We start from the raw sequence: 26616 nt of genomic DNA, 5'->3' as shown, positions 1-26616 counted from the left end.
GTCGGCTCCTATATCCTTGTCATCGAACGACGCCGGAAGAACCGGCCACGATTGAGTGACGAAGAGAAAAGGTAGCTTTGACCATGATCGCCATTGGACGTCCCTCCCTCAAGACAGTGCTGAAGTCCACGACCGTTGCCGGCCTTGCCGCCGTCATGTTGTCGACCGGAATTTCCGGCCAGATCATGCCGACCTTCGCGGCCCCGGTTATCGTCAGTGCACCGCAGGCCCCGAGCTTTGCGGATGTCGTCTCGGCTGTTTCGCCTGCCGTCGTTTCCGTCCGCGTCCAGTCCGACGCACAGCCGGTTTCGGACGACAGCGGCAACTTCTCCTTCAATTTCGGCGGCCGCGGCTTTGATGAGTTGCCGGACGATCACCCGCTGAAGCGTTTCTTCCGTGAATTCGGCGGCCAGATGCCAGGTGGCCCCGGCGGCCCGAATGGCGGTCCAAACGGTGGCCCCGGCGGCCGCAATCAGGATCGTGCCGATCGCAGCCAGCCGAACCGTCCGCATCATCTGCGCCCGACTGCTCAGGGCTCCGGCTTCTTCATTTCCGAAGACGGTTACATCGTCACCAACAACCACGTCGTGTCCGATGGCCAGGCCTATACGGTCGTTCTCAACGACGGTACCGAGCTTGATGCCAAGCTTGTCGGCAAGGACAGCCGCACCGATCTGGCACTGCTCAAGGTCGATGCTCCGGCCCGCAAGTTCACCTATGTTTCGTTTGCCGACGACAGCAAGGTTCGCGTCGGTGACTGGGTCGTCGCCGTCGGCAATCCCTTCGGTCTCGGCGGCACGGTGACGGCAGGTATCGTCTCGGCCCGCGGTCGTGACATCGGCTCCGGTCCGTATGACGACTATATCCAGGTCGACGCGGCCGTGAACCGCGGCAACTCGGGTGGTCCGACCTTTGACCTCAGCGGTCAGGTCGTCGGCATCAACACCGCGATCTTCTCGCCGTCGGGCGGCAATGTCGGCATCGCATTTGCCATTCCGGCCTCCACCGCCAAGGACGTCATCGCCGACCTGATGAAGGACGGCAAGGTCGAACGCGGCTGGCTTGGTGTACAGATCCAGCCGGTAACCCAGGACATCGCCGACTCGCTCGGCCTGAAGGAAGCCACCGGTGCGCTTGTGGTTGCTCCGCAGGAAGGCTCTCCGGGCCAGAAGGCCGGCATCAAGCAGGGCGATATCATTCGCTCCGTCAACGGCCAGCCGATCAAGGACGCTCGCGATCTGGCGCGCCGCATCGCCGCCTTCGGCCCCAACAGCAAGGTGAATATCGATCTGTGGCGTGATGGCAAGCAACAGACTGTTGCGGTGAACCTGACCAATATGGCGACCGATGAATCGGCCCAGGCCGATGCTCAGCCGCAGGAAGCGCCGGCCCCGTCGAGTGAAAAGGCCCTGGCCAATCTCGGCATCACCGTATCTCCTTCCGAAGACGGTAACGGTCTTGCCGTCACCGATGTCGATCCGGACAGTGAAGCTGCTGCCCGCGGCCTGAAGAATGGCGAGAAGATCTTGTCGGTCAACAACAAGAAGGTCGCCTCCGCCGGTGATGTCGGCAAGGTTCTGGAAGATGCCAAGAAGGACGGCCGCACCCGCGCGCTGTTCCAGGTCGAGGCAGACGGTTCCAGCCGCTTCATCGCCCTGCCGATCAACGAAGGCTGATCGAAGGCTCTGATTGATCCGGCGGCGGTGGCACCTCCAGGCCAGCCGCGGGATCCATGACGAAGAGGGCGCCGCCGGCAACGTCGGCGCCCTGTTTCGTTCTCGAGATGCCCTATGGAGTTCCCAATGCAGACATCATCCTTACATTCTCCCGATGCAGGCGATTCCTCTGGTGCAAAAATCGCAGGCGACGTTATTGTCCCGCACATGAAGATTCTGGTTATTGAAGACGATCTCGAGGCTGCAGCCTACATGACGAAGGCCTTTCGCGAGGCTGGCATCATCGTCGATCATGCAAGCGACGGCGAAAGCGGGCTCTTCATGGGCTCGGAGAACTCGTATGACGTGATGGTCATCGACCGCATGCTGCCGCGACGCGACGGGCTTTCCGTCATCAGCGAATTGCGCAAGCGTGGCGTCAATGCGCCGGTGCTGATCTTGTCGGCGCTCGGTCAGGTGGATGATCGCGTGACCGGCCTTCGCGCTGGCGGTGATGACTACCTGCCCAAACCCTATGCATTCTCCGAGCTTCTCGCCCGTGTCGAGGTGCTTGGCCGGCGCAAGGGCACGCCCGAGCAGGATATGGCTTATCGTGTCGGTGATCTGGAACTCGACCGGCTTTCCCACGAGGTCAAGCGCGCCGGCAAGGATATCCTGTTGCAGCCGCGCGAATTCCGGCTTCTCGAATATCTGATGAAGAATGCCGGACAGGTCGTCACCCGAACGATGCTGCTCGAAAACGTCTGGGATTATCACTTCGATCCGCAGACCAATGTCATCGACGTGCATGTGTCGCGCCTTCGCTCCAAGATCGAGAAGGATTTCGACAAGCCGCTGTTGAAAACCATTCGCGGCGCCGGCTACATGATCAAGGACGAGGGGTAACTCCGTTTGTTTTCCCGCGTTATCCAGCGGTCCCGCCTGATGTTCCGCTCGACGGCGGTCAGGCTGTCGGCACTCTATATCCTCCTGTTTGCGCTGTGCGCCGCTTTCCTCGTTTTCTATGTCACGGCGCTTTCCGAAAAGACGCTGGTGCAACAGACGCGCCAGACGATCCAGGAGGAGGTCGAGGACCTGCAGCGCGCCTATGACCGCGGCGGCGTCAATCTTCTCTTGCGCATCATGGAGCGCAGGGCCCGCCAGCCAGGCGCCAATCTGTATGTGATCGCCGGCCCGAGCGGCGACATCCTCGCGGGCAACGTTTCCTCCGTCCAGCCCGGCGTGTTGGCCAACGAAGGTTGGACCGACATGCCCTTCGTCTACGAACCTTATGCGGAGGCGGGCAATTCCCGGCGTCATTTCGCCATCGCCAATGTCCGGCTCATCGACAATGGCCTGAGGGTGATGATCGGCCGCGATCTTGGCGATCCGAACCGCTTCCGCTACATCGTCCGCCAGTCGCTGATGGTGGCGCTGACGATCATGGGGCTCGGCGCCCTGGTGATCTGGTTCGGCATCGGTCGCAATGCCCTGAAGCGCATCGACCGCATGTCGGCGGCCAGCCAGAAGATCATGGCCGGCGATCTGTCTCAGCGCCTTCCCGTCGGCCGCTCCGGTGACGAATTCGATCGCATGTCGGTGTCGCTGAACGCCATGCTAGGCCGCATCGAGAAGCTGAACGAGGGGTTGCGGCAGGTTTCCGACAATATCGCCCATGATCTGAAGACGCCGTTGACCCGGCTGCGCAACAAGGCGACCGAAGCGTTGGGCGAAGACCGCGAGGACGTGCGCCGGGCTGCGCTTGAAGGCATTATCGGCGAATCCGACCAGTTGATCCGCACCTTCAATGCACTGCTGATGATCTCACGCGTCGAGGCAGGTTCGATCGCGGCGGAAATGTCGAATGTCGATCTGTCTGCAGCATCCGCCGATAGCGCCGAGCTCTACGAACCGGCGGCCGAGGAGGCGGGGTTGCAGCTCGTGACCGAGATCGCGCCGGCGATTTCCATCAATGGCAATCGCGAACTGATCGGCCAGGCGATCTTCAATCTGCTCGATAACGCGATCAAATATGCGGGCGAAGGCACCGATGCGCCGCTCATCCAGGTGAAGCTCTTTGCCGCAGATGGCGAGGTGAGGCTTTCGGTTTGCGACAACGGACCGGGCGTTCCCGCCGAAAAACGCACCGATGTGACGAAGCGTTTCGTTCGTCTGGATGCCAGCCGGTCGAAACCGGGCACCGGGCTTGGCCTGTCGCTTGTGGAGGCCGTCATGGAACTGCATGGCGGCCGGCTTGAGCTTTCCGCCACCGATGAGACGAGGACGGAGGCTCCGGGCCTGACGGTGACGATGGTTTTTCCGGCGGTCAAGGGCTGAGCTTTTCTTTCTGCTGCTCGCCCCTCACCCTAACCCTCTCCCCGTAAAGGGGCGAGGGGACGTGCCAAGCTCGATGCTTGAGAAGCGCGGAGGCGTTTGCGGCATATCTCCTTCTCCCCGCTTGCGGGGAGAAGGTGCCGGCAGGCGGATGAGGGGCAGAAGCCCCTAAGTCGGATGGCTCTGGCTCACGCCAGCGGCGGCGCAAGGTTCATCAGCAGTACCATCACCAGACCGACTATCGAGACGATCGACTGGATGACCGAGATGGTGCCCGTCGCTTCGCCCATCGTCATTCCGAAAGCTTCCTTCACCAGCCAGAAGCCGGCATGGTTGGCGTAGTTGAAGAACAAAGAGCCACAGCCAACCGACAGCGCCAGAAGCGAGGCGTTGAGAGAGGGATCGTGGGCGACGAGCGGTGCGAGCAGGCCAGAGGCACCGACGATGCCGACAGTGGCCGATCCGGTCGAGACTGATAGCAGCATCGAGATGATCCAGCCGAGGACCAGCGGCGACAGCGCGAAATGTTGGCTCAGATGCATGATCGCATCGCCCACCTTGGCATCGCCGAGAACGTGCTGGAACGCACCACCGCCGGCGATGATCAGCAGGACGTTGGCGATCGGCTTGACGCTGGCCGACATCGACGAACGCAGTATCTCGCTGTCGCCACCGCGGCTCCAGATCAGCATGAGGGCAGCAAACAGCACGCCGATCAGCATGGCGATACCTGGATCTCCGAGGAAATCGGTGATCGACAGGATGGTGGAGCCCTCCGGCAGAACCAGTTCGGCAATCGCGTGCAGCAGCATCAGTATCGCCGGCAGAAGCGCCGTCAGCAGACTGAGGCCAAGGCCGGGCGGTGTCTTCATCATTGCCGCGTCCTCGTCAGCCTCTGCCGAGAATTGATCGATGAGAGACTGGTCGGGTCTGACCTTCATGCGTGGCGTGACGATCGCACCGTAGATCGGACCGCCAAGGATGATCGCCGGGATGGCAGCGATGAAGCCGTATAGCATTGTCGCGCCGATATTGGCGTTGAGCGAGGCAATCGCGGTGAGCGGTCCCGGATGTGGCGGCACCATGCCATGCATCGCGGCAAGCGCGGCAATGACCGGCACACCGACATAGACATAGGCCGAACCCTTGATGCTCTGCGTCTCATCGAGCTTGCGGGCGACGCTGAAGATCAGCGGCAGGAGCACCACGAGCCCGACCTCGAAGAACATTGGAATGCCGATGACGAAAGCGGCTCCCGCCATCGCCCAGGGCAGGAGGCGTGTCGATGTGTTTGCGATGATCAGGTTGGAAATGCTTTCGGTCACCCCGCCGGCGGCCAGGATCCGGCCCAGCATGGCGCCGAGCGCGACCACGAGGCCGACCGCGCCGAGCGTGTGGCCGGCACCCGTTTCGATTGACTTGATCAGCTTGTCCCCCGGCATGCCGGTAACCAGGCCGACCGCGATCGATGTGATGAGCAGCGCCAGAAGCGGATGCAGGCGAGCACGCGAAACGATCAGCACAACGAGGAAAATCACGCTGCCGAGCGCGGTCGCGAGGAGCGCAATGTCTGAGGAATTCATAATCTCTCCCGATAATGAACGCGGAAACGCCGGCAGCCGAGGTGACTCCATTCACCCTGATTGCCGGAGGCGGTCCGCGAGAAACTGGAGAATGAAGGCCTCCAGAAAGATAGCGCCCTAATTAGATTCGCTCGTTTGACAATTCGCAATCATTCTTGGGTTGTGGTTTTCCGCCATAGCGGTTTGTCTTCTGCGCCGACGCAAACTAAAAGCTGCATGGTGGAGGAGACAGGATGGAAAGCGTAGGACGGCTTGATGCCGTGGCAGCCGACGTCATCCGGCCGCTGAACCAGACGGAAGCGAAGATCGCGCTCGCCGTTCTGAAGGATATCGGCAAGTCGGAAGCGGCGGTTTCCGAAGTCGTCAAACAGGGTGGTCCGCTCAAGGACTTTCTCGTCGCAGCCTTTTCCCTGTCGCCCTATCTGCGGGATACAGCCAGCGTATCGCCGAGGCTGCTGGCCGATGCGATCAGCCAGCCGATCGAACCCTGGCTTTCGGGACTTGTCGAAAAGGCCCGCAACGTCTGGCGGCCGGCGGGCGGCAAAATCTCTTCCGAAGCCGAGGTGATGACGGCGCTGAGGGAGGCCAAACGGGCATTCGCGTTTCTCGTCGCGCTCGCTGATCTTGCCCGCGTCTTCACCGCCAGGGATACGACGCGCTGGTTGAGCGAATTCGCCGAAGCCGCGGTCGCCGCGGCGATCGACCATCTACTTCTTTCAGCCCATCAGGCCGGCAAGCTGGCGCTCGTCGACCCGGAGACGCCGAGCCGCGGCTCCGGCCTGATCCTGCTCGGCATGGGCAAACTCGGCGGCTGCGAGTTGAATTACTCCTCCGATATCGACATCGTCGTTTTTTACGATCCCGATGCCGGCATTCTTGCCGATCCGCTGGATGCATCGGAAACCTATGGCCGGATGATGCGTCGGCTCGTCCGTATCCTGCAGGACCGCATCGCGGACGGTTACGTTTTTCGCACCGATCTGCGGCTACGCCCCGATCCCGGCTCGACGCCGCTTGCCGTGTCCGTCGATGCAGCGCTGATCTATTACGAGGGCAGGGGGCAGAACTGGGAGCGAGCCGCCTTCATCAAGGCGCGGCCCGTGGCTGGCGATATCGCGGCCGGCGACAGTTTCCTCAAGCTGCTGACCCCCTTCGTCTTCCGCAAATATCTCGATTATGCGGCAATCGCCGACATCCATTCGATCAAGCGGCAGATCCATGTTCACAAGGGGCATGGCGCGATCGCGGTGAAGGGTCATGACGTCAAGCTCGGCCGTGGCGGCATTCGCGAGATCGAGTTCTTTGCCCAAACCCAGCAATTGATTGCCGGCGGGCGCATGCCGGCACTGCGAACCCGCCAGACGGAACCGGCACTGCAGGCGCTGGCCGAAGCCAGATGGATCAAGCCGGAAATTGCGGCCGCACTGACCGAAGCCTATTGGTTCCTGCGCGATATCGAGCACCGCATCCAGATGGTGCATGACGAGCAGACGCACCGTTTGCCCGAAACGGATGCCGAATTGAAACGCATCGCCTTCATGCTGGGCATGGAGTCGGCCGCCTTTTCCAAACGGCTGGAGAATGTCCTGAAGACTGTCGAGACCCGGTATTCCAGGCTTTTCGAGCAGGAAGAGAAGCTTTCGGCCGGCGAGGGTAATCTCGTCTTCACCGGCCAGAAGGACGACCCGGATACATTGACAACGCTTGCCGCCCTCGGCTTTGCCCGCCCGGCCGACATGTCGCGGATGATCCGCACCTGGCAGTCGGGCCGCTACCGGGCGACGCAATCGGGCGAGGCGCGCGAACGGCTGACGGAAATGATGCCGGCTCTGCTCAAGGCTTTCGGAGCCAGCCGGCGCGCCGACGAGGCTTTGCTGCGCTTCGACAGCTTCTTGAAGGCGCTGCCGGCCGGTATCCAGCTTTTCTCGCTGATCGGCAACAATCCGCCGCTTCTGTCGCTGATCGTCACCATAATGGCTTCGGCACCGCGGCTTGCCGATATCATCGCCGCAAGGCCGCATGTCTTCGACGGCATGCTCGATCCCGGTCTGATGGCCGAATTGCCGACGCGTGACTATCTTTCCCGGCGGCTGGACATTTTCCTGTCCGTTTCGCGGCATTACGAGGACCGTCTTGACCGGCTGCGCATCTTCGCCTCCGAACAACGGTTCCTGATCGGTGTCCGGCTGCTCACCGGCTCGATTTCCGGCGATGCTGCCGGCCTGGCCTTCACCCACCTCGCGGATCTGTTGATCGATGCAGCGCTGACCGCTGTCACCGGCGAGATAGAGGCCGCCCATGGTCGATATCCGGGTGGCCGGGTTGCGGTGATCGGCATGGGCAAGCTCGGCTCGTTCGAACTGACGGCCGGTTCCGACGTCGATCTCATCTTGCTTTACGACTATGACGGCGAGGCTTCGGAAAGTCTCGGCCGCAGGCCGCTCGATCCGCAACGCTATTTCACCCGCCTGACGCAGCGGCTGATCGCGGCGCTTTCAGCCCCGATGGCCGAGGGTGTGATCTTCGAGGTCGATCTGCGTCTTCGGCCCTCCGGCAACAAGGGACCGGTCGCCACCCGCATCAGCGCCTTCAGCAAGTATCAGCGGGAAGAGGCGTGGACCTGGGAACATATGGCGCTGACCCGGGCAAGGATGGTCTGTGGTGACGAAAGCCTGAAGCAGGAGGCAAGGGCGGTGATCGCCGACGTGCTTGGCGCCATCGGCGATACCCGAACGATTGCTGCCGACGTCGTCGAGATGCGTGCCTTGATCGAACAGGAAAAACCGCCGCGCGATATCTGGGATCTGAAACATGTTCCCGGCGGGCTGATCGACATCGAATTTATCGCCCAGTATCTGCGACTGGTCGCCCCGGCCGCGGCCGTGGCACAGGATACTTACGGCTATTCGACGGGAGAGACGCTGAAGACGCTCGGCAGGAGCCTGATGAAGGCCGCCGAACTCGATACTTGCCTCGAAGCTTTGGCGCTGTTTACCGAACTCTCCCAGATCATCAGGCTTTGTGTCGACGGTCCGTTCGATGTCGCAGACGTGCCCCCCGGCCTCATCGAGCGCATCTGCCGCGCCGGCGACTGCCCGGACCTCGGAACGCTGGAGGGCCAGGTAAGGAGCTTGGCAGAGCGTGTAAGGGAGGTCTTCGGGACGGTCATCCCCCTATCCGTGGATTAGGGCCATAACCCCTGCAGTTGAAGCAATGGAAGCAGCACGACACCGAGGACGACGCAGATCATATTGACGATCCATCCCTGGTCTGGCGTGGCATCGAGTTTGGCGTCAATACGCGCCAACTGCCGCAGGATCGGGTTCATAGGCGATATTGCGATAGTCAATCATATCTTGAATTGAAGCAGTGAGACGTTTTCCACTTTGATCGGGGCGGAGCCGAATTCGTAGCTCCCGTCAATTCAGCGGCATGATCGTCCCCTCACGCCACTTTTTTCTGAGCGTCCGGCCGACGCTGCTCGACGAAGGGGCGGTCGGGGATATGCAGCGACACGGCGGTGCCCTTGCCCATCTTCGAGCGTATGCGCATCTTGCCCCCGTGGAGAGCTACGAGCGAGCGCGAGATGGCAAGCCCGAGACCTGACCCGCCCTTGCTCTTGGCGTATTGGCTCTGCACCTGTTCGAAGGGCTGGCCGATCTTTGAAAGTGCGTGTTTCGGAATGCCGATGCCGCTGTCGGCAATTGTCAGCATCAAGCCCTTTTCGAGCCTGCGGACCCGCAGCTCGATCTTGCCGCCGGCATCGGTGAACTTCACTGCATTGGAGAGGAGATTGAGCATCACCTGCTTGAGCGCCCGGCGGTCACCCACCATGTCGAGTTCCTTCGGCAGGTGCTGGTGGATGGTGATGTTCTTCTCCTGCGCGGCAATGGCCGTCAGACGCAGGCTTTCCTCGATCAGCGGCGCGAGATCCACGCGTTCCGAATGGATGCACATATGACCTGCCTCGATCTTCGACATGTCGAGAATGTCGTTGATGACGTTGAGCAGGTGTTTGCCGCTATCGTGGATGTCCTTGGAATATTCGCCGTATTTGCTTGAGCCGAGCGGACCGAACATGTTGTTCATCAGGATCTCGGAAAAACCGAGAATGGCGTTGAGCGGTGTGCGCAGCTCATGGGACATGTTGGCGAGGAATTCCGATTTCGCCTTGTTGGCGGCCTCGGCGCGGTTCTTTTCCGCCTGGTAGTTCGCGTTGGCGACGGAAAGCTCCGATTTCTGCTGTTCCAGCGTCTTCTGCGACGCCGACAGGTCGCCGATCGTTGCCATCAACCGGCGCTCGCTGTGGCGCAGCCGATCCTGGTGGCGTTTCAGCAGCGAGATGTCGGTACCAACGGAGACGGTGCCACCGTCGCGGGTGCGGCGCTCGTTGATCTGCAGCCAGCGCTCGTCTGCAAGCTGAACTTCCGTCGTGCGGGAAAATCCGCTCCCATCGGCATCGGCCACCCGACGCTCGATCACCGGGCGGGCAGCGGCAGCATTGACCATATCCCGTTCGGTGCCAGGCACCAGCACGTTGTCGGGCAGTCCGTAAGCCTGCTGGAAATGGGCGTTGCACATGACGAGGCGGTCGTTCTTGTCCCACAGCACGAAGGCTTCGGACGTGCACTCTATGGCGTCGGCCAGTCGCTGGTCGGCTTCGGCATAACGCTGCGCCAGGCGATGCTGTTCGGTGACGTCCATGGCGATGCCGATGACATGGATGCGCCCGGCGGCATTGCGGATGACCTGGGCGCGGGCGCGCATCCAGACATAATGGCCAGCCGCATGACGCATGCGAAACACCTGGTCGACCTGCTTGGCATTGCCGCGGCTGATGGCACGCGCCAGCGCATAGATGTTGCCGTCGGAGGGATGCATCATCCGCGCCGCATCGGCAAAGGAAATGACGCTGCCGGCCGGTGGGAGGCCAAGCATTTCATACATCGAGCCGGACCAGAACAGCCGGCGGTTGGTAACGTCGAAATCCCACAGGCCGCAGCGTCCGCGCGACAATGCGGTCTCGATCCTGAGGTTCGATTCGAGAAAAATCTCGTCGGCGTCGCGGGCCCGCTTCACCTGGGTGTAATAGGCATAGAGGATGACGAGGAGAACGGCCGAGATGCCGGTGAAGATCGTCACGTTGAGCGAGACTTCGTTGCGCATGAACCGGTTGGCCGTATCGAGCGAATGGGCGGTGACGATCAGCGCGCCGTCATTGCCGATCGGCAGGATCGAGGCATAGTGAGCGACTTCGCCGAGATAGGTCTCGATCACACCGCGTGCTTCGCTGAAACGGCGCACTGTCGCGGTCTCGGGCAGAAGCGAGGCGAGGCGGCGTCCGATATAGGGGGCAGCGTCTCTGGAACCGCCGAACACCACGCCCGAGCCATTGACCAGCAGGGTGAATGCACCGTTCGTTTCGACACCCGACGGAAGATAGGTGGAGAGGATCGCTTCGGCGGCATTGCGGTTGCCGGCGGCAAACAAGGCGTCCTGGCCGGAAAACACGGCCTTGGCTGTTGCAGCCATCAGCGCCGTCGACTGGCGGGCCGCATCCTCCATCCGGGCATGCTCGCCCATGATGCCGAAAATGCGTGATGCAGCGACGACCATAAGAAAGGCGACGATGAGCAGCGGGATCGAACGCTTGAGAACGAGCTCCGCGCGCGACACCTGGCGCGAGATCGGCTTGGCCGCAATCCGGGGCTCTCCGGCCACCGCCGTTCCAAGCTCCGAAATTCCCGGAAATTTAAGGCGCAGCCAAGCACCGGCCGCGGTTGCCCGCTGCACGTCCGACATCGTGTTCATCTAGTCCCTCGTGATGATTCGATGCGCCGCCCGCCCGAATCTACCCTAATGAATCATAGAGTGATTCTTCGTGTCCAGAGGGTTGGTAATATTTTGTTAACCATATGAAATACGCGGCATTTCGGCCGTTTTGATGCTGCAAATCAGTTTTCTGGCTGCGCTGAATCCGAATGTGACATTTGCTGTGCCGTCAAGCGATCCGTGCCAAAATGCGGCATCTATGGCGAAAAATATGGCGATACCGTTTGCCTCGTGCCGATGCGTGTTGCACCGGTCGCGACCGGTGCAACACGCATCAACCACTTGATCACGAAATCGCCGATGTTTGTGTCTGGCCTGCTCTCGCCATGGCCATGGAGACTGCCGAGAGTGTCACGACGACCGCGCCATAGACATAGGCAGTGGTGGTGAGGCCGATCAGCGGTGCCGCAAAACCGGCGATGATGGCCGGTACGGCAAAGGCCAGGTAGCTCTCGACCAGGAATGCGGCAAACAATTCGGCCCGTTCATGCGGCTCGGCGAGCGGCAGGAGAATGCGCATGATATTCGAGAAGATCGAACCAAAACCGAGGCCGGCAAGCGCGGTCCCGGCAAACAGCATGCCGACCGCCTGAAGATGGATGCCCGAGAGCGTGATGATGACACCGGCGATCAGCGCCGTCGTGCCGGTGAAAAGGACGCGCTGCGGCGCAAATGTGCGGAAGGCGAGAACCGAGGCCGTGCCGCTCAGCATCAGGGTAGCCACCACGGCGGCCCCGACGAACGGTGAGATGATGCCGGTCGCGACCGTCACAAGGCTCGGCATCAGTGACAGGTAGAAGCCGCCAAGTGACCAGCCTGCGACATTGACCGGTGTCACGCGCAAGAGGGTGGGAAGCGCTTGGCGCGGCACGCTGACATGTGGTCGAAGTGCGCCAAGAGCCCCCGGCTTGCGCGAGATCGTTTCCGGCATCACGAAAAGCGTGACAGTCGCAAGGCCCGTCAAACCCAGCAGCACGGCATAGATGAGTTGCAGCGGGTAAGGGCCATAACTGACCAGCGCGCCGCCAAGCAGCGAGCCGACCGTCAGGCCGAGAAAAGCGGTGATGCCGTTCAACAGTGGCGCCTTGGCCCGATCCGTGTCGATGATCGTGGCACCGAAGGTCGGCAGGGCGATGCCGGTGGCAAAACCCTGGACGATGCGGGCGACAATCAGGCTTGGGCCGGACGTGGCAGAGAGGAAGAGAACCATGGCCGCGGCATTGAGGAGCAGTGCCAGGAGGATGAGCGGTCGCCGGCCGAGAAAGTCGGACAGCCCGCCGAAGGTCAGGAGGGCCGCCAGAAGCGCAAAGGCATAGGAGCCGAAGATCAGGGTTATCATCCCCGGCGTCAGATGAAACGTCTCCTGGTAGAGATGATAGAGCGGCGTCGGCGCGCTGCTGCAGGCGGAGATCATCACTGCGCCGAAAAAGCTGAACAGTGTCATTTGGGACAGGCCGGACGCGGTCGGAGAAGCAATGGTATTGCGCATGATGTCACCTTAATGCTAATTATTAGCTTTAGTGGCATATAATTGCGATTGTGGATTAATGCAATATATTTGCTTTAAGGTGGATCGAGAAGATTTGCTGTCGCTATTTCGAGGCGACGTGTGAAAAAGACGAAGTGGAGAAGGCGCTCTCGCGAGAGTGTATTGCCTTCACATGACAGCTGATGCCGGGGGACCGGCGGGAGTAAATGATGGCACGCGAGATGTTGCGCCAAGGCGGGCGCAGTGCACGCATTCAGACGGCGGTACACGAGACCGTGCGGGATCTGCTGAAAAAGGTGGATCGCAGCACCATCACGGTGCCGATGATCGCCGAGAAGGCGGGGGTGACACCCTCGACCATCTATCGCCGCTGGGGCGATATCGGCGATCTTCTGGCGGACGTGGCGCTCGCCCATATGCGGCCGATTTCCGATCCTGTGGATACGGGCGGCATGCGCTCGGATATCGAGACCTTTATCGTCGAATATGCCGAGGAAATGTCATCCCGGGTTGGCCGCGAGATGCTGCAGGATATTATCGGAAGTTCGTCCGGCGGTGCGGCAGAGCGGTGCTGCCATTACACCATCCACCATCTCGAAACCCTGCGCGATCGTGCGGAGCAGCGAGGGGAGGCGGCGTTTGACGTATCCGCCGCCATGGACAAGGTCGTCGCACCTGTCGTCTATCACATCATGTTTCGCGACCGGGAGGTCACGCCCGATTATTGCCGGGCGCTGATTTCCGAATTTTTAGGTGAGGGCGCCGGCCGCTGATGCAGCCGGCAGCATGTCTTCAGGCCTTCAGCATTCGCTCGACGATATCGCGCACGTCGGTCGAGAGGCTGTTCGCCTTTTCGATTGTCGTCAGCGCCGAGCGTGCCTTGTCGGCACGGACCGGCTCGAGCGCGCTCCATGACCGCATCGACGTGAGGATGCGTGCGGCAAGCTGCGGGTTCTTCGTGTCGATCAACAGGATCTGTTCGGCCAGGAAATCGTAACCCTTGCCATCGACGCGATTGAAGCCGGTCGCGTTGGCAAAGGCGAAAGTGCCGACGAGCGAACGGACCCGGTTCGGATTGCCGGCATTGAAGCGCGGGTTCTGCATCAGCGACTGGACGCGTTCCAGCGTGTCGGCGCCGGGAATGGTCGCCTGGATCGAGAACCACTTGTCGATGACGAGGGGATTACCGTCGAAGCGCGTCAGGAAGCTTGCAAGGGCGGCCGTGGTCTCGGAAGCGTCCGGGAAACGGTGTGCGAGCAACGTCAGCGCCTGGGCAAGATCCGTCATGTTGTCGGCAGCACCAAAGGCTTCCGCCGCACGCGAGGGCGTGCCTTCCGCAAAGGTGAGATAGGAAAGTGCCGCGTTTCTCAGCGAGCGCTTGCCGGCATTTTCCGCGTCGGGCGAATAGGCACCGTCGATCTTCATCTCGTCATAGAGACGGACGAAGATCTCTTCGCCAGCCTTTGCAATCGCCAGGTGGATGGCCTTGCGGCCCTCATGGATTGCATCGGGATCGTTGTTGCTGCCGAGTTCGCGGGCAATATCGGCCTCGCTCGGCAGGTTGAGCGCCTGCGCCCGGAAGGCAGGTTCCAGCGTGGCGTCGGCTGCGCATTCGAGCAGTGCCGAGACAAAGGCCGGATCGCAGCTTACGGCACGGCCGTCACGGATGTCGCGGGCAGCCTGCGTGAGGTTCGGGATAGCAAGGTCGGTCAGCGCCTGCCAGCGCGAGAACAGGTCGCTGTCGTGGCGGGCGATATGAACCAGATCGGCGGAAGACTGGTCGAAGGCCAGATTGATCGGCGCCGAGAATGACCGGTTGAGCGACAGAACCGGCCGCGACGAGATGCCGGAGAAGGTAAAGCTCTGCTTGCGTTCCGTGAGATGCAGGACGTCGCCCGTCACGTCGCCGCCGCTGACCGATTTCGGCTCGGCAATCGAACCGTTGTCGAGGATCAGCGCGAAGGAAAGCGGAATGTGCACCGGTTCCTTGTTCGGCTGGCCGGGCGTTGCCGGCGTCATCTGCTCGAGCGACAGGGTAAACGTCCCGGCCGTGCTGTCATAGGCGCCGGATGCGGTCACCAGCGGAGTGCCGGCCTGTACGTACCAGCGGAACAACTGCTTCAGATCCCGGCCGCTGGCCTCCTCGAAGCATGCAACATAATCCTCGACGGTAACGGCCTGGCCGTCATGGCGCTCGAAATAGAGATCCATGCCCTGGCGGAAGGCGTCGCGTCCAAGCACGGTCGAGATCATGCCGGTAATTTCGGCACCCTTCTCGTAGATCGTCGTCGTGTAGAAATTGTTGATCTCGCGATAGGTGTCCGGCCGCGGCGAATGTGCGAGCGGGCCTGCATCTTCCGGGAATTGCTCCGATTTCAGATGGCGCACATCGGCGATGCGCTTGACCGCGCGCGAGCGCATGTCGGCCGAGAATTCCTGATCGCGATAGACCGTCAGGCCTTCTTTCAGGCAAAGCTGGAACCAGTCGCGGCAGGTGATGCGGTTGCCGGTCCAGTTGTGGAAATATTCATGCGCGATGATGCGCTCGATATTGGCATAATCCTGGTCGGTCGCGGTTTCAGGGTCGGCCAGCACGTATTTGTCGTTGAAGACGTTGAGGCCCTTGTTTTCCATAGCCCCCATGTTGAAGTCCGAGACGGCGACGATCTGGAAGATGTTGAGATCGTATTCGCGGCCGAACCGCTCCTCGTCCCATTTCATCGACCGCTTCAGCGCATCCATGGCATAGGCCGCGCGGCCCTCCTTGCCATGCTCGACATAGATCTTCAGCGCCACTTCGCGACCGGACATCGTTTCGAACGTGTCCTCGACAAGGCCGAGATCGCCGGCAACCAGCGCAAACAGATAGGCAGGCTTCGGATGCGGATCGAACCAGGCGGCAAACGCCCGGCCTTCGTCATATCCGGCACCGCCAAGGAAATTGCCGTTCGACAACATGACCGGATTGGCAGCCTTGTCACCGATGATGGTGATCGTGTAGGGCGCCAGCACGTCCGGCCGGTCGGGGAAATAGGTGATCCGGCGAAAGCCCTCGGCCTCGCATTGGGTGCAGTAGACGCCATTGGTCCGGTAAAGGCCCATCAGCTTGGTATTGGCTTCAGGATTGATGAAGGTCGTGATCGTCAGTTCGAACGGCGCGTCTGCCGGCAGGTCGCGAACCGTCAGGGTGTCCGGCGTCGTGTCATACTGGCTGGAAGGCATCTCTTTCTGGTCGAAAAGCAGGCCGGAAAGCGCCAGTTCGTCGCCGTCGAGCACCAGCGGAGCCGATGCGTCGACGCCTTCGCGCCGATGGAAGATCAACCGTGCATCGACCTTTGTATTAGTCGGATCGAGCTCAAACGTCAGGTCCACCCGTTCCAAGACAAAGTCAGTGGGGCGGTAATCCGCCAGATGCACGATCTGGCCTGTATCTGTGCGCATGATGTTTCCTGAAACGGCTTAACGACTGGACGCGGCTATGGGACGCCTATCCCCGATCAGACTGGCACGTTCCCCAACGCCGCATACATAATTGCAGCCAATGCTAAACGATTGTTGAACCCGGGCTAAAATAAAGTGTCGCACGACAGTATAGTGGTTTATTTTCGTACAATGCCGCCGTCATTTGGATGCGTCAACCATCGCTGAACGGCAAAAACGGGCCACTTGTTGCTGGTTGGCGAAGGTTTCACCCCGTACCCGAATGATCGCCGCCGATATTCTGCGCAAGCTGCCACAAGCCGTCTCGCCCTCGCTCCTGCGGGCGACAATGCTGCTCCGTCGATTTTTCGCAAGCCATTGGTTTTGAAATATAATGTCCATAATTCCAAGGCCGTACGGTCAGCTTTTGAACGGTTACGGCTTTCGAAACGGAGATCGTTCCGTCTCCGTCAATTTTAACTTACGCAAAGGCACTTTTGCGTTACTGTGACCGCCGAATCCCCGCAAGTCGTCGTCCAGGCCGGTTCCTGCCGGTCTCCAAAGAGTTCCCAATGGTCTCCGATGCTATAAATCCCCTTCGTGGGATTACGTTGAAAGTGATTTCAGTTGTCGTCTTCGTCATGATGCAGACCTGCATCAAGGCAGCCGGGACAGACATCCCCGCCGGACAGATCACCTTCTACAGATCGGCATTCGCGCTTGTTCCGATCATGGGATACCTGGCATTCCGGCGCGAACTCTTCCATGCTTTTCACACCAACAGCCTGATCGGCCACCTGAAGCGTGGCACGCTTGGCATCCTCGCCATGGTCTTCGGTTTCTACGGCCTCATCCATCTGCCTCTGCCCGATGCAATCGCGCTCGGTTACTCGATGCCGTTGATTGCCGTCGTCTTCGCCGCGCTCATCCTGAAAGAGACGGTGCGGCTTTATCGCTGGAGTGCGGTTGCGGTCGGCATGGTCGGAGTGGTCATCATATCCTGGCCCAAACTGACACTGTTCAGCTCCGACGGGCTTGGTTCGGAACAGGCGGTCGGTGCGGTGGCGGTCTTGATCGCAGCCGTCATGGGCGGCTTTGCGATGATCCAGGTGCGCCAGCTCGTGCGTACCGAAAAGACGGCGACGATCGTCCTTTATTTCTCGCTGACCGCCGCGCTGTTTTCGATTGTCAGTCTTCCGTTCGGCTGGGTGCCGCTCAGCGGTTATGAGCGCGCCTGCCTGATCGCGGCCGGATTTTTCGGCGGTCTGGGGCAGATCCTGCTGACCGAAAGCTACCGGCAGGCGGACGTATCCACCGTCGCGCCCTTCGAATACAGCTCCATCATTCTCGGAATTGCGATCGCCTATACGCTGTTCGGTGACATTCCGACCGCCAGCACGCTGATCGGAACGGCAATCACCGTCTCGGCCGGTATCTTCATCATCTACCGTGAGCATCAGCTCGGGCTGGAGCGCAAGGCGGCAAGAAAGGCCTCTCCGCCCGGCGCGTAGATCCGGGGACGCCCGCGACCATATGGAAAAGGCGCCATTGCAGCGCCTTCGAATGTCCAGACAAGAATGTTACCGGTGGAAACGCTGGCAATTACAGGGGAATTGCCGACGATTTGGCTGAGTCATTGCGCGCCTTGCCCGCGTCGGAAAATTCGCGGGCGGCGTTGACCGCAGTGTTGATCTGGCGCAGATTTTCTCGGAATGTGCGCAGAGGTTCGAGGATGGATCTCATCGCATTCCTCCGTTCTCAGCGTTCGCGAAATTCGGCGAATACAGCCGACGGGCGCGTAATGCCCGAAGGATGAGCCATCGCCCGCGATGTCATCTGTTCGTTCGTGGCCAGGCCGAAGCGGTGGTATCCCTGCGTCGAGCGCGGGCCCACGCCTGCGGCGCGGAGTGTTTCAAAACCCGAATGAATCGGGCGGAAGCGCGTAGTCATTGCCTTGGTCCTTAAAATGGTCCCTCCCAAGACATCTCTAATATTGTTTGACATCGGCCGATTCCACAATGTGGCAGAACGCCGCCCTGCCATGCATTACGCGCATAGCGTGCTTCATAATATTGTAATTTTATGCAGTTTGTCAGTCGAGTTGCACGAATTATGTGCAGCTATCTGCCCGACATACTCGTCCTGAAGGTCAACAGGTCCTGCCAGGCAAGCGACTTGTTGGCCGGTGCGGCAAGAAGTTCTTGCGGGTGAAAGGTCGCGAGTGCCGGGATCTCCATGCTGCAGATCGACGCGGTTCGCCATTCGCCGCGCATGCTGTGGATCGTTCCGTTGCCGCCGAGGAAAAAGCGGGCAGGGAAATTGCCGAGCAGAAGCAGGGCCTTCGGTCTCGCCAGTGCTACCTGCCGTTCGATGAACGGGCGGCATATATCCATTTCGGCCTGCGACGGCATGCGGTTGCCCGGCGGGCGCCAGGGGATGACATTGGTCATCAGCACGCCTTCGCGCGTAAGCCCGATTGCGGCAAGCATCCGCTCCAGAAGATCGCCGGTACGGCCGGAAAATGGTGCGCCGTCGCGGTCGTCATCGGCATTCGGCATTGGTCCGACGACCATGATGCCGGCCGCCGGATCGCCACTGGCGAACACGGTGGAACGGGCGCTGTTTTTCAGATTGCAGCCGCCAAAGCTTTCGATGGCGATCTTCAGCTCGGCAAGCGACTGGGCACCGTCTGCTGCCGATCGTGCGGCGGCCACGGCGCCGCCATCCGGCACGGCGACGGAGGCGCCGGCTGCAGCTGCAGGCGGGGGGCTTGGACGGTTGCGCGACGATGGCGCGCTGCCATTCGCAGACGCAGCGCCGACATCCCGCCTGTCCTGGTCTCCGCGGTCTTGCTCTGCATTGCCTTGATCTCTTGCACCTGCCGGAGTTCTCGCCTGTGCCCTTGCCGCCTTCTGGGCGTCGAACTGGGCGATCCGGTCGATCGGCGCCTCGTCAAGCAGCCATTCGACGCCCGCATCCGCGTAAAAATGCAGAAGCGCGGACAGTTCGGCCGGGTCGAGGTTCGAGGCGCTGGGGTTCATGGGTTTACCCTATAGCACGCGCGCAGCTGCTGGAAATGGGGGAGGGGTTGTTTGTTGACAGCCATTCAAGCGAAATGGCGTCCTCTCCCGCAAGGGGAGAGGAATCTGTCGAGAGCGCTGCCGATTAATTCCACCTCTGCGCAGGGCACACAAAGTCGCAATCCTGGCGTCAGCCAAGTCCGGTTTTTATGTGACGAGGCGGCAATGTCCCCCTCAGGCGGCCCATTCGGCGGCATTGTCACTTTCACCGATCAGCGCCAGGCCGTGGGCGATCGACAGCAACTCGCCGCCACTTTCGATCTTCGAGCTATCGAACCGTTCGGTAAAGATACGCCTGACGGCCGGCACGAAGGACGTGCCACCGGTGAGGAACACCTTATCGACATCGGCCGGGGCCGTATTCGTCTTGGTCAGCACGTCGTCCAGCGCACCTTCGATACGGCCGAGGTCGTCGGCGATCCAGGTTTCGAAATCACCGCGTTTCACCACCTTGCGCCCGGCCTTGCCGAGTGGCGAGAAATTGAACTCGGCTTCGTCGGCGGAAGACAGCGCCATCTTGGTGGCCGAGATCGCCTGATAGAGCGGGTATCCTTCGTCATGTTCGACGAGATCGATGAACAGTTCCAGCTTGTCCGGGTCTACCGCCGAGCGGACCAGCGATTTCAGGTCGTTGAACTCGCGGGTGGTCTTGAAGATCGACAGCTGGTTCCACCGCGAAAAGTTGGCGTAATAGCTGGAGGGGACTTCCAGCAGCTTGTCGAAACTCTTGAAGAACGTGCCCTTGCCGATTTCCGGTGCCACCAGATGCTCGATCATCTTGGCATCGAAATGATCGCCGGCAATGCCGACGCCGGAATGGCCGATCGGCTTGGCGGACAGTTTGCCGGCGCTGCGTTCGAAGCGGATCAGCGAATAGTCGGTCGTGCCGCCGCCAAAATCGGCGACCAGAACATTGGCATCGCTTTTCAGCGTCTGGGCGAAATAATAGGCGGCCGCCACCGGCTCATAGACGTAATGGATTTCCGGAAAGCCCAGTCGCGTCAGGGCCTCGTTGTAACGCTCGGTCGCCAGCTTCTCGTCCGGGCTTGCGCCGGCAAAATGCACCGGCCGGCCGGCGACGAGGCGGGAGACCTCGGTGGGCCAGCTTCCCTCAGCATAGGTCTTCAGCCGCTTCAGGAACACTTCCATCAGGTCTTCGAACGTATGCCGGCGGGCAAACACCAGCGTGCCCTGGAACAGTGCGCTCGCGGCAAAGGTCTTGATCGACTGCAGAAAGCGGGCGTCACCCGGATTGTCGATGAACTGGCGGATCGCCGCCTGTCCTGCCTCGACCTTCAGGGCCTGCGCCCCAAGCTGCGCATCCTTCATGAAGGAGAGCGCGGTGCGCATCGAATCCGTCTCGCCGGCGAGGCTGGAAAACCGCATCGAATGTGTGCTGTTGCCGCCGTCTGCCAGCGCCATAACGGTATTGGTCGTGCCGAAGTCAAGCCCGAGCGCCCGTGCCATGGCCGTGCTCCTTGTGTTTTGTCGAAGTCATTGAGGCCCGGAACCTGCCGGGCATGGATAAGGGGCGTAACCGTCGCCCGCATTTTTTGAGAGCGCGCCTGATGCCACAGGAGCCTTCCGAAAGCAAGCAGGAACAAGGAGGAAGATCTCGAACCGGGAGACCCCGGGGCAGGAAGAGCGGCAGGCGGCGACGGCCGAAACGGAAACAGGGGGCGCTTGTCGGCACCCCCTGTTTGATCCTGTATCCCGTCTGCCGGATGGTGAACCTTGCTCAGGCTTCCGCATACCAGCGCGCGGGAAGCGACATGGCATGTTCCGTATCGCTGCTGTCGAACAGTTGGGTATCGCTGCTGCTGCTGCTTCCTGTCGCCATGTCGTCCAGCATCCGCTTGATCAGCTGGTCCTGGATATTGGCGGCCGCACGGCGCTGGCTGGCGTTTTGCGTCTCGTCCGAACCGGATGTCTGCTGCTGGCGGATATCGTCGAACTTGGAAAGCAGCGGTGCCAGGAAATTGGCCACCGAGTCGCTGGCGCTGCTGGCAGCCCTCGTCGTGCCGGCCTGCGCGGCCGCGCTCTCGTCATCGGCCGGGATGGCATCGCCCGAAATCGCGCCGCCCGAATGGGCGCCATCGCTCGGCTGAACCGAGGCGGGCGTGTCATCGGTGGAGGTATCGCCATCGACTGCCGTCTCGTCCTCTGCCGCAGGAACATCGCTCTCCTGTTCACCGTCGACCGGCGTTGCCGCGGTTTCTTCCGGCGTGGCGTCGCCGACGGCCTCGTCGGAGGCATCATCCTGTGCGACCGGTGCCGGATCGGTATCCTGTCCGCTATCGACCGGCTGGCCATCTGCCTCGTCGGTTGCCGGATCGGTCACCGTTTCGTCGGCACTGCCGTCCGCGACGGTCTCGTCACCTGCCGATGCTTCGGTTTCCTCGCTGTCATTGCCGGCGGCCGGCGGGGTCGGGCCGTAAGTGCCGTCATCCGTATCGACCGTATCGTCCTCTCCGCTGGCGTCGCCGGAAGGAGCCGTCGTTGTCGTCTCGTCAGTCGTCGTGTCGCCGGATGTCGTTGTATCCGATGAGCCGCTCGAGGCCGGCTGGCTGGTCGATCCCGACTGATTGCCGCTCCCGAAAATATTGTCGATAAGCACTTGCTACCTCACTAACAAACTAATGTAGCGGCGCCTCTATCAGGGATCTGTTGCGACGGTGTCAAAGCCGGTAAGACAAATAAATTCAATGTTTAAGCAATAATTCCGGCTGTTTGCCACGCCGCAAAACCTGTCGTTGCGGCGTGCATTCGCGCTTCGTGCGCAGGGTGTCCCGCATGCGCAGTGCGGGGTCACTCGGCAGCGATTGCCGCCGGTCGTCCGTCGTCATTCGCCTCGTGTCGGTCACTGTCCTTGCGGCCGAATATACGGCCGAGGAAATGCCCGAACCGGTCCATTTCGACAAAGATCACCGGGGTGATGAACAGTGTCAGCGCCTGGCTGACGATCAGTCCGCCGACGACGGCGATACCGAGTGGCTGGCGGAGCTCCGACGAGGCGCCGGTTCCAAGCGCGATCGGCAGGGCGCCGAGCAGGGCGCAGAAGGTCGTCATCATGATTGGTCGGAAACGCCGCACACAGGCCTCGTGAATGGCCTTGGAGGGCGTTTCGCCTTTCTCGCGGATCAGCTCCACCGCAACGTCGATCATCATGATGGCGTTCTTCTTGACGATGCCGATCAGCATCAACAGGCCGATCAGGGCGATGATCGACAGGTCGAAACCGAAGATCTTCAGTGCCAGCAATGCACCGAAGGCGGCAGCCGGCAGGCCGGACAGGATGGTCAGCGGATGGATGAAGCTTTCATACAGCACGCCGAGCACGACATAGATGGTCAGCACCGCGGCAAGGATCAAAAGTGGCGTATTGCCCTGGCTCTGCTGGAAGATCTGTGCCGTGCCGCCATAGGAGGTAAACACGTCGACCGGCATGTGCAGGTCCGACTTCAATTGGTCGATCGCCGCCGTCGCATCGCTGAGCGATGTATCCGCCGGCAGGTTGAACGAGATCGTCGTCGACACCAGCTGGCCGGTCTGGTTGATCGTCACCGGTGCCGTGCGGCGTTGCACAGTGGCGAAGTTCGACAGCGGCACGAGGCTGCCGGTTGATGACTTCACCCTGACATCCTGCAGCATCGTGTCGTTCCAGGCGGTCTTGCGGTCGAATTCGACCAGCACATCATAACTGTCGCCGGTCGACTGGATCTGCCCGGCAGTGTAACCCCCGAAGGCCATTTCCAGCGTCTCGCGCAGGGTGTCGTCGGTAATGCCGAACTTTGCCGCCTTTTCCGTATCCACCTTGATATCGGCCTCGATCGCCGCGTTCTGGGCATCCGATGTGACGTCGGTGAAATGCGTGCGGTCCTCGCGCATCGCCGCCTGCAGCTTGCCCGACCATTCGTTGGTCTGGCTGGCATTCAGTGCCTGCACCACCAGCTGATACTGGCTGGCCGTGCTTCTGCCGCCGAACCGCAGGCTCTGCTGTGGCGTGATATAGGTCTTGATGCCGGCGACCTTGGCGGTCGACTGGCGCAACTCGCTCAAGGTCTGTTCGAGGGGAGGGCGCTCAGTCCGGTCTTTCAGCTCGACGAAGACCGTGCCGTTGTTGAGCGGACTTCTCGTATTGCCACCGACGATCGAGGTGACGTGCTTGACCGCCGGATTGGCGCTGATGGCTTCGATGACCTTTTCCTGCAGGTCACGCATTGCCGTATAGGAAATGTCTTCACGCGCCCGTGTCGAGACCGACAACCGGCCGATGTCTTCCTGGGGAAAGAAGCTCGAAGGCAGCGTCTTGAACAGATAGACCGAGCCGCCGACCGAGGCGATGAATACCAGCATGATGATCGCCCGATGGCGAAGGCACCAGCCGACCGATTTGTCATAGCCTTTCAACGTCCGGTCAAAACCCTTGTCGAAAATCCGGACGGCGAGGCTCGGTTTGTGATGTTTGTCGGACATGCGCGAGCCGAGCATCGGCGTCACCGTCAGCGACACAACGGCCGATGCGACGATCGCAAGCGCCACCACCATGCCGAATTCGTTGAACAACCGGCCGACGACACCGCCCATCAGCAGGATCGGGATGAACACGGCGATCAGCGATACCGACATCGAGATGATCGTGTAGCTGACTTCACCCGCACCCTGCAGGGCAGCCTGGCGTACCGGCATGCCGTCCTCGATATGCCGCATGATGTTTTCCAGCATCACGATGGCATCGTCGACGACCAGCCCGACCGCGAGCGTCAGCCCGAGCAGCGATATGTTGTCGATACTGTAGCTCAATACATACATCGCACCGAACGTGGTGATCAGCGACAGCGGCACGGCAAGCGTCGGCACGATCGTCGCCGACACGCGGCCGAGGAAGAGATAGATCACGGCGACGACCAGCACGATCGTCAGGCCGAGGGTGAATTTCACGTCGGCAATCGAATCGCGAATGGCGATCGAGGCGTCGTTCATCACGCTCATCGACACCGATGCCGGAAGCTCTTCGGCGAGCCCGGGCAGTTTCGCCTTGATCGCATCGACCACTTCCACCGTATTGGCATCCGGTTGGCGCTGGATGGCGAGGATGATCGCCGGCTTGCCGTCGAACCAGGCGCCGGTATCGAGATTGTCGACGCTGTCCTGAACGGTGGCGATATCCTGCAGGTGGATCGGTGCACCATTGGCATTGGCGACCACCAGCGAGCGGAACTGCGCCGCATTGGTGCGCTGCGTATCGGCATTGATGGTCAGCTTCTGCTGGCCGTTCTGCATCGATCCGACCGGTGCCTGACTGTTGGCGTTGGAGATTGCCGTGGTGACGTCATGGACGCCGAGCCCGCGGGCCTGAAGCTTCGACGGATCGACCTCGACGCGCACGGCAAATGTCTTGGCGCCATGCACGGTGACTTCCGCCACGCCCGGCAGCGTTGAAAGCGTCGGCGAGATGATGTTTTCGGCGATATCGTCGATCTTGCTCGGCTCGAGCGTGTCGCTTTTTACCGCCAGCAGCAGAACCGGCGCATCGGCAGGGTTGCTTTTACGGTAGCTCGGCGGCGTCGTCATATTGTCCGGCAGTTGCCGCGTCGCCTGCGAGATCGCCGCCTGCACGTCGGCAGCAGCGGCATCGATATCGCGGTTGAGGTCGAACTGCAGCACGATCGAGGTGTTGCCGAGCGAGTTGGTTGCGCTGATTTCGCTGATGCCGGGGATCGTCTCGAATTTCTTGATCAGCGGCGTCGAAACGGACGTCGCCATCGTCTGCGGCGAGGCGCCGGTCAACGAGGCCGACACATTGATCGTCGGAAAGTCCACCTGCGGCAGTGCCGCAACGGGAAGCAGACCATAGGCGGCCATGCCGGCCAGCACCGCGCCGATCGCAAGCAGCGTGGTGGCGACCGGGCGGCGGATACAGAAGGCCGGGATCATTTGAGCGCTCCCGTGGTGGCATTTGCATCGACACCGTCAGCACTCTTCGCGGCGGCATCCTTGGCGGCGTCGAAATCCTCCCGCACGGTCGAACCGTCGAGCAATTGTGCCTGTCCTTCGACCACCACATGGGTTCCGGCATCGAGCCCGTTGGCAATCGCCGTCATGTCGCCATTCGACCGGGCTACGGTAACCGGTGTCATATGCACCTTTTTGTTGCCATCGACGGTGAACACGAAGGGTTGGTCCGTGCCGGGGCTGACGGCGACCGTCGGCACGACGACGTTCTTTTCGTCGCTCTTGAAATGCACCGTGACATTGACCGACTGGCCGGGCCACAGGCGCCCGTCGGCATTGTCGAAGCGTGCCTTGGCAAGAACCGTGCCTGAGGCGGAATCGACCGTGTTATTGAAGAAGCTCAGTTGACCGGTGACCGGTTTTTGTCCGCCACCAAGCGGTGCCGCATCGACAGTGACCGATTTGCCGGCAAAGCCTTGCCGCAGATCGTCGAGATAACCTTCCGGCAGGTAGAAATTCACATAGATCGGATCGTATTTGGCGATCGTCACGACGGCGGAGCCCGCGGTCAGATAGGCGCCGACGCTTGGCGTGATATCGCCGAGCCGTCCGTCGAACGGTGCTCGGATCTCCGTGTGTTCGACGACGATCTCGTCGGCGGCGATGGCGGCCTTGTCGCTTTCGATCGTTGCCGCTGCCGTATCGCGCGCAGCACGAGCTTCGTCTGCCGATTGCTGCGTGCCGGCGGCGCGTTCCACCAGCGTCTGGGCCCGGGCAAGCGCCGTCTCGGCCTGAGCAAGCGTCGCCATGTCGCGGGTCAAAAGCGCCTTGTCCTTTTCCATGTCGGCCTTGGCCGTGCGGTCGTCGAGCCGGGCGATGAGGTCGCCGGTCTTCACCACGTCGCCGTCATGGGCGGCGATCGACACGATGATCCCGGCCTCCTGCGCTGCGATCGTCGTGTTCTCGTCGGCATCGGCGACACCCGTGGCGGTCGCATCCATCGGCAGCACGGCGCTGGTCGCCGCCACTGTCCTGACCGCAGCCGGGCCGCCGTTACCGCGGCGATGCGACTGGCCGTCCTGTCCGCCGCCATTGCCGGCCGCCTGCTGGGCGGCGTCCTTGGACGGGGCGAACCCGGACAGATAGGGAATGTGGTCGCGATATTCCCATGCGGCGGCGCCTGCCGCGAGAATGAAGATTGCAAGAGGCCACGTCTTCTTCATGGGGGCTCGCATGTCCTGTCGGTGTGATTTTCGGGGCGCCATCGA

18 protein-coding genes are annotated in these 26616 nt (G+C 61.2%); 6 read left to right on the top strand and 12 right to left on the bottom strand.

Going from position 1 to position 26616, the window contains the following annotated elements:
* The first annotated feature begins 83 nt into the window (after positions 1-83).
* The 3 genes from AC2GXZ_RS06445 to AC2GXZ_RS06435 all read left to right on the top strand — a co-directional run bounded on the left by AC2GXZ_RS06445 (position 84) and on the right by AC2GXZ_RS06435 (position 3992).
* Positions 84-1676, top strand: a complete 1593-nt coding sequence (locus tag AC2GXZ_RS06445; protein WP_483758331.1) for a Do family serine endopeptidase — start codon at positions 84-86, stop codon at positions 1674-1676.
* Positions 1677-1790: 114 nt separating this feature from the next.
* Positions 1791-2561 (top strand): response regulator transcription factor, encoded by a 771-nt coding sequence (locus AC2GXZ_RS06440; protein WP_483758330.1) that lies wholly within the window; start codon positions 1791-1793, stop codon positions 2559-2561.
* 21 nt (positions 2562-2582) lie between these two features.
* Complete coding sequence (locus AC2GXZ_RS06435; RefSeq protein ID WP_483759367.1) at positions 2583-3992, top strand: sensor histidine kinase; 1410 nt, start codon at positions 2583-2585, stop codon at positions 3990-3992.
* A gap of 185 nt (positions 3993-4177) precedes the next feature.
* Here AC2GXZ_RS06435 and AC2GXZ_RS06430 read toward each other — a convergent pair whose 3' ends face one another.
* A complete protein-coding gene (locus AC2GXZ_RS06430) occupies positions 4178-5572 on the bottom strand; it encodes a GntT/GntP/DsdX family permease (protein WP_483758329.1) in 1395 nt (464 codons plus the stop codon).
* A gap of 233 nt (positions 5573-5805) precedes the next feature.
* Here AC2GXZ_RS06430 and AC2GXZ_RS06425 point away from each other — a divergent pair, with 233 nt between their 5' ends.
* Positions 5806-8760, top strand: a complete 2955-nt coding sequence (locus AC2GXZ_RS06425; protein WP_483758328.1) for a bifunctional [glutamine synthetase] adenylyltransferase/[glutamine synthetase]-adenylyl-L-tyrosine phosphorylase — start codon at positions 5806-5808, stop codon at positions 8758-8760.
* Here the strand turns inward: AC2GXZ_RS06425 and AC2GXZ_RS06420 are convergent.
* From AC2GXZ_RS06420 to AC2GXZ_RS06410, 3 genes are all read right to left on the bottom strand, one after another.
* Positions 8757-8921: a hypothetical protein gene (locus AC2GXZ_RS06420; RefSeq protein WP_483758327.1), complete on the bottom strand. Its 165-nt coding sequence runs from the start codon at positions 8919-8921 to the stop codon at positions 8757-8759. The two genes, AC2GXZ_RS06425 and AC2GXZ_RS06420, sit on opposite strands and share 4 nt — an antisense overlap.
* Positions 8922-9016: 95 nt before the next feature.
* Complete coding sequence (locus AC2GXZ_RS06415; protein ID WP_483759366.1) at positions 9017-11374, bottom strand: PAS domain-containing sensor histidine kinase; 2358 nt, start codon at positions 11372-11374, stop codon at positions 9017-9019.
* A 316-nt stretch (positions 11375-11690) separates the two neighbouring features.
* Positions 11691-12893 (bottom strand): MFS transporter, encoded by a 1203-nt coding sequence (locus AC2GXZ_RS06410; protein WP_483758326.1) that lies wholly within the window; start codon positions 12891-12893, stop codon positions 11691-11693.
* A 209-nt stretch (positions 12894-13102) separates the two neighbouring features.
* Between AC2GXZ_RS06410 and AC2GXZ_RS06405 the strand changes: the two genes are divergently transcribed.
* Positions 13103-13666, top strand: coding sequence for a TetR/AcrR family transcriptional regulator (locus AC2GXZ_RS06405; protein ID WP_483758325.1), 564 nt, complete (start codon positions 13103-13105; stop codon positions 13664-13666).
* Between the two features lie 19 nt (positions 13667-13685).
* Here AC2GXZ_RS06405 and pepN read toward each other — a convergent pair whose 3' ends face one another.
* Positions 13686-16334, bottom strand: coding sequence for an aminopeptidase N (pepN, locus tag AC2GXZ_RS06400; protein WP_483758324.1), 2649 nt, complete (start codon positions 16332-16334; stop codon positions 13686-13688).
* Positions 16335-16885: 551 nt separating this feature from the next.
* On the opposite strand from pepN, the gene AC2GXZ_RS06395 reads away from it, so the two are divergent.
* On the top strand, positions 16886-17824 hold the full coding sequence (locus AC2GXZ_RS06395; RefSeq protein WP_483758323.1) for a DMT family transporter: 939 nt from the start codon (positions 16886-16888) through the stop codon (positions 17822-17824).
* Between the two features lie 91 nt (positions 17825-17915).
* On the opposite strand, the gene AC2GXZ_RS06390 is transcribed toward AC2GXZ_RS06395, so the two are convergent.
* The 7 genes from AC2GXZ_RS06390 to AC2GXZ_RS06360 all read right to left on the bottom strand — a co-directional run bounded on the left by AC2GXZ_RS06390 (position 17916) and on the right by AC2GXZ_RS06360 (position 26571).
* Positions 17916-18056 (bottom strand): hypothetical protein, encoded by a 141-nt coding sequence (locus tag AC2GXZ_RS06390; RefSeq protein WP_483758322.1) that lies wholly within the window; start codon positions 18054-18056, stop codon positions 17916-17918.
* A 15-nt stretch (positions 18057-18071) separates the two neighbouring features.
* Positions 18072-18263 (bottom strand): hypothetical protein, encoded by a 192-nt coding sequence (locus AC2GXZ_RS06385; RefSeq protein ID WP_483758321.1) that lies wholly within the window; start codon positions 18261-18263, stop codon positions 18072-18074.
* Positions 18264-18433: 170 nt separating this feature from the next.
* A complete protein-coding gene (locus AC2GXZ_RS06380) occupies positions 18434-19354 on the bottom strand; it encodes a uracil-DNA glycosylase (RefSeq protein ID WP_483758320.1) in 921 nt (306 codons plus the stop codon).
* 213 nt (positions 19355-19567) lie between these two features.
* Complete coding sequence (locus tag AC2GXZ_RS06375; RefSeq protein WP_483758319.1) at positions 19568-20860, bottom strand: Hsp70 family protein; 1293 nt, start codon at positions 20858-20860, stop codon at positions 19568-19570.
* Between the two features lie 271 nt (positions 20861-21131).
* Positions 21132-22010, bottom strand: coding sequence for a hypothetical protein (locus AC2GXZ_RS06370; protein WP_483758318.1), 879 nt, complete (start codon positions 22008-22010; stop codon positions 21132-21134).
* A gap of 191 nt (positions 22011-22201) precedes the next feature.
* Complete coding sequence (locus tag AC2GXZ_RS06365; RefSeq protein ID WP_483758317.1) at positions 22202-25330, bottom strand: efflux RND transporter permease subunit; 3129 nt, start codon at positions 25328-25330, stop codon at positions 22202-22204.
* Positions 25327-26571: an efflux RND transporter periplasmic adaptor subunit gene (locus AC2GXZ_RS06360; RefSeq protein WP_483758316.1), complete on the bottom strand. Its 1245-nt coding sequence runs from the start codon at positions 26569-26571 to the stop codon at positions 25327-25329. The genes AC2GXZ_RS06365 and AC2GXZ_RS06360 overlap by 4 nt, the downstream gene beginning before the upstream one ends.
* Positions 26572-26616: the final 45 nt, after the last annotated feature.

The sequence above is a fragment of the Aliirhizobium sp. YIM B11859 genome, assembly GCF_057163345.1.
This window is presented reverse-complemented; position numbering and strand designations above follow the sequence as displayed.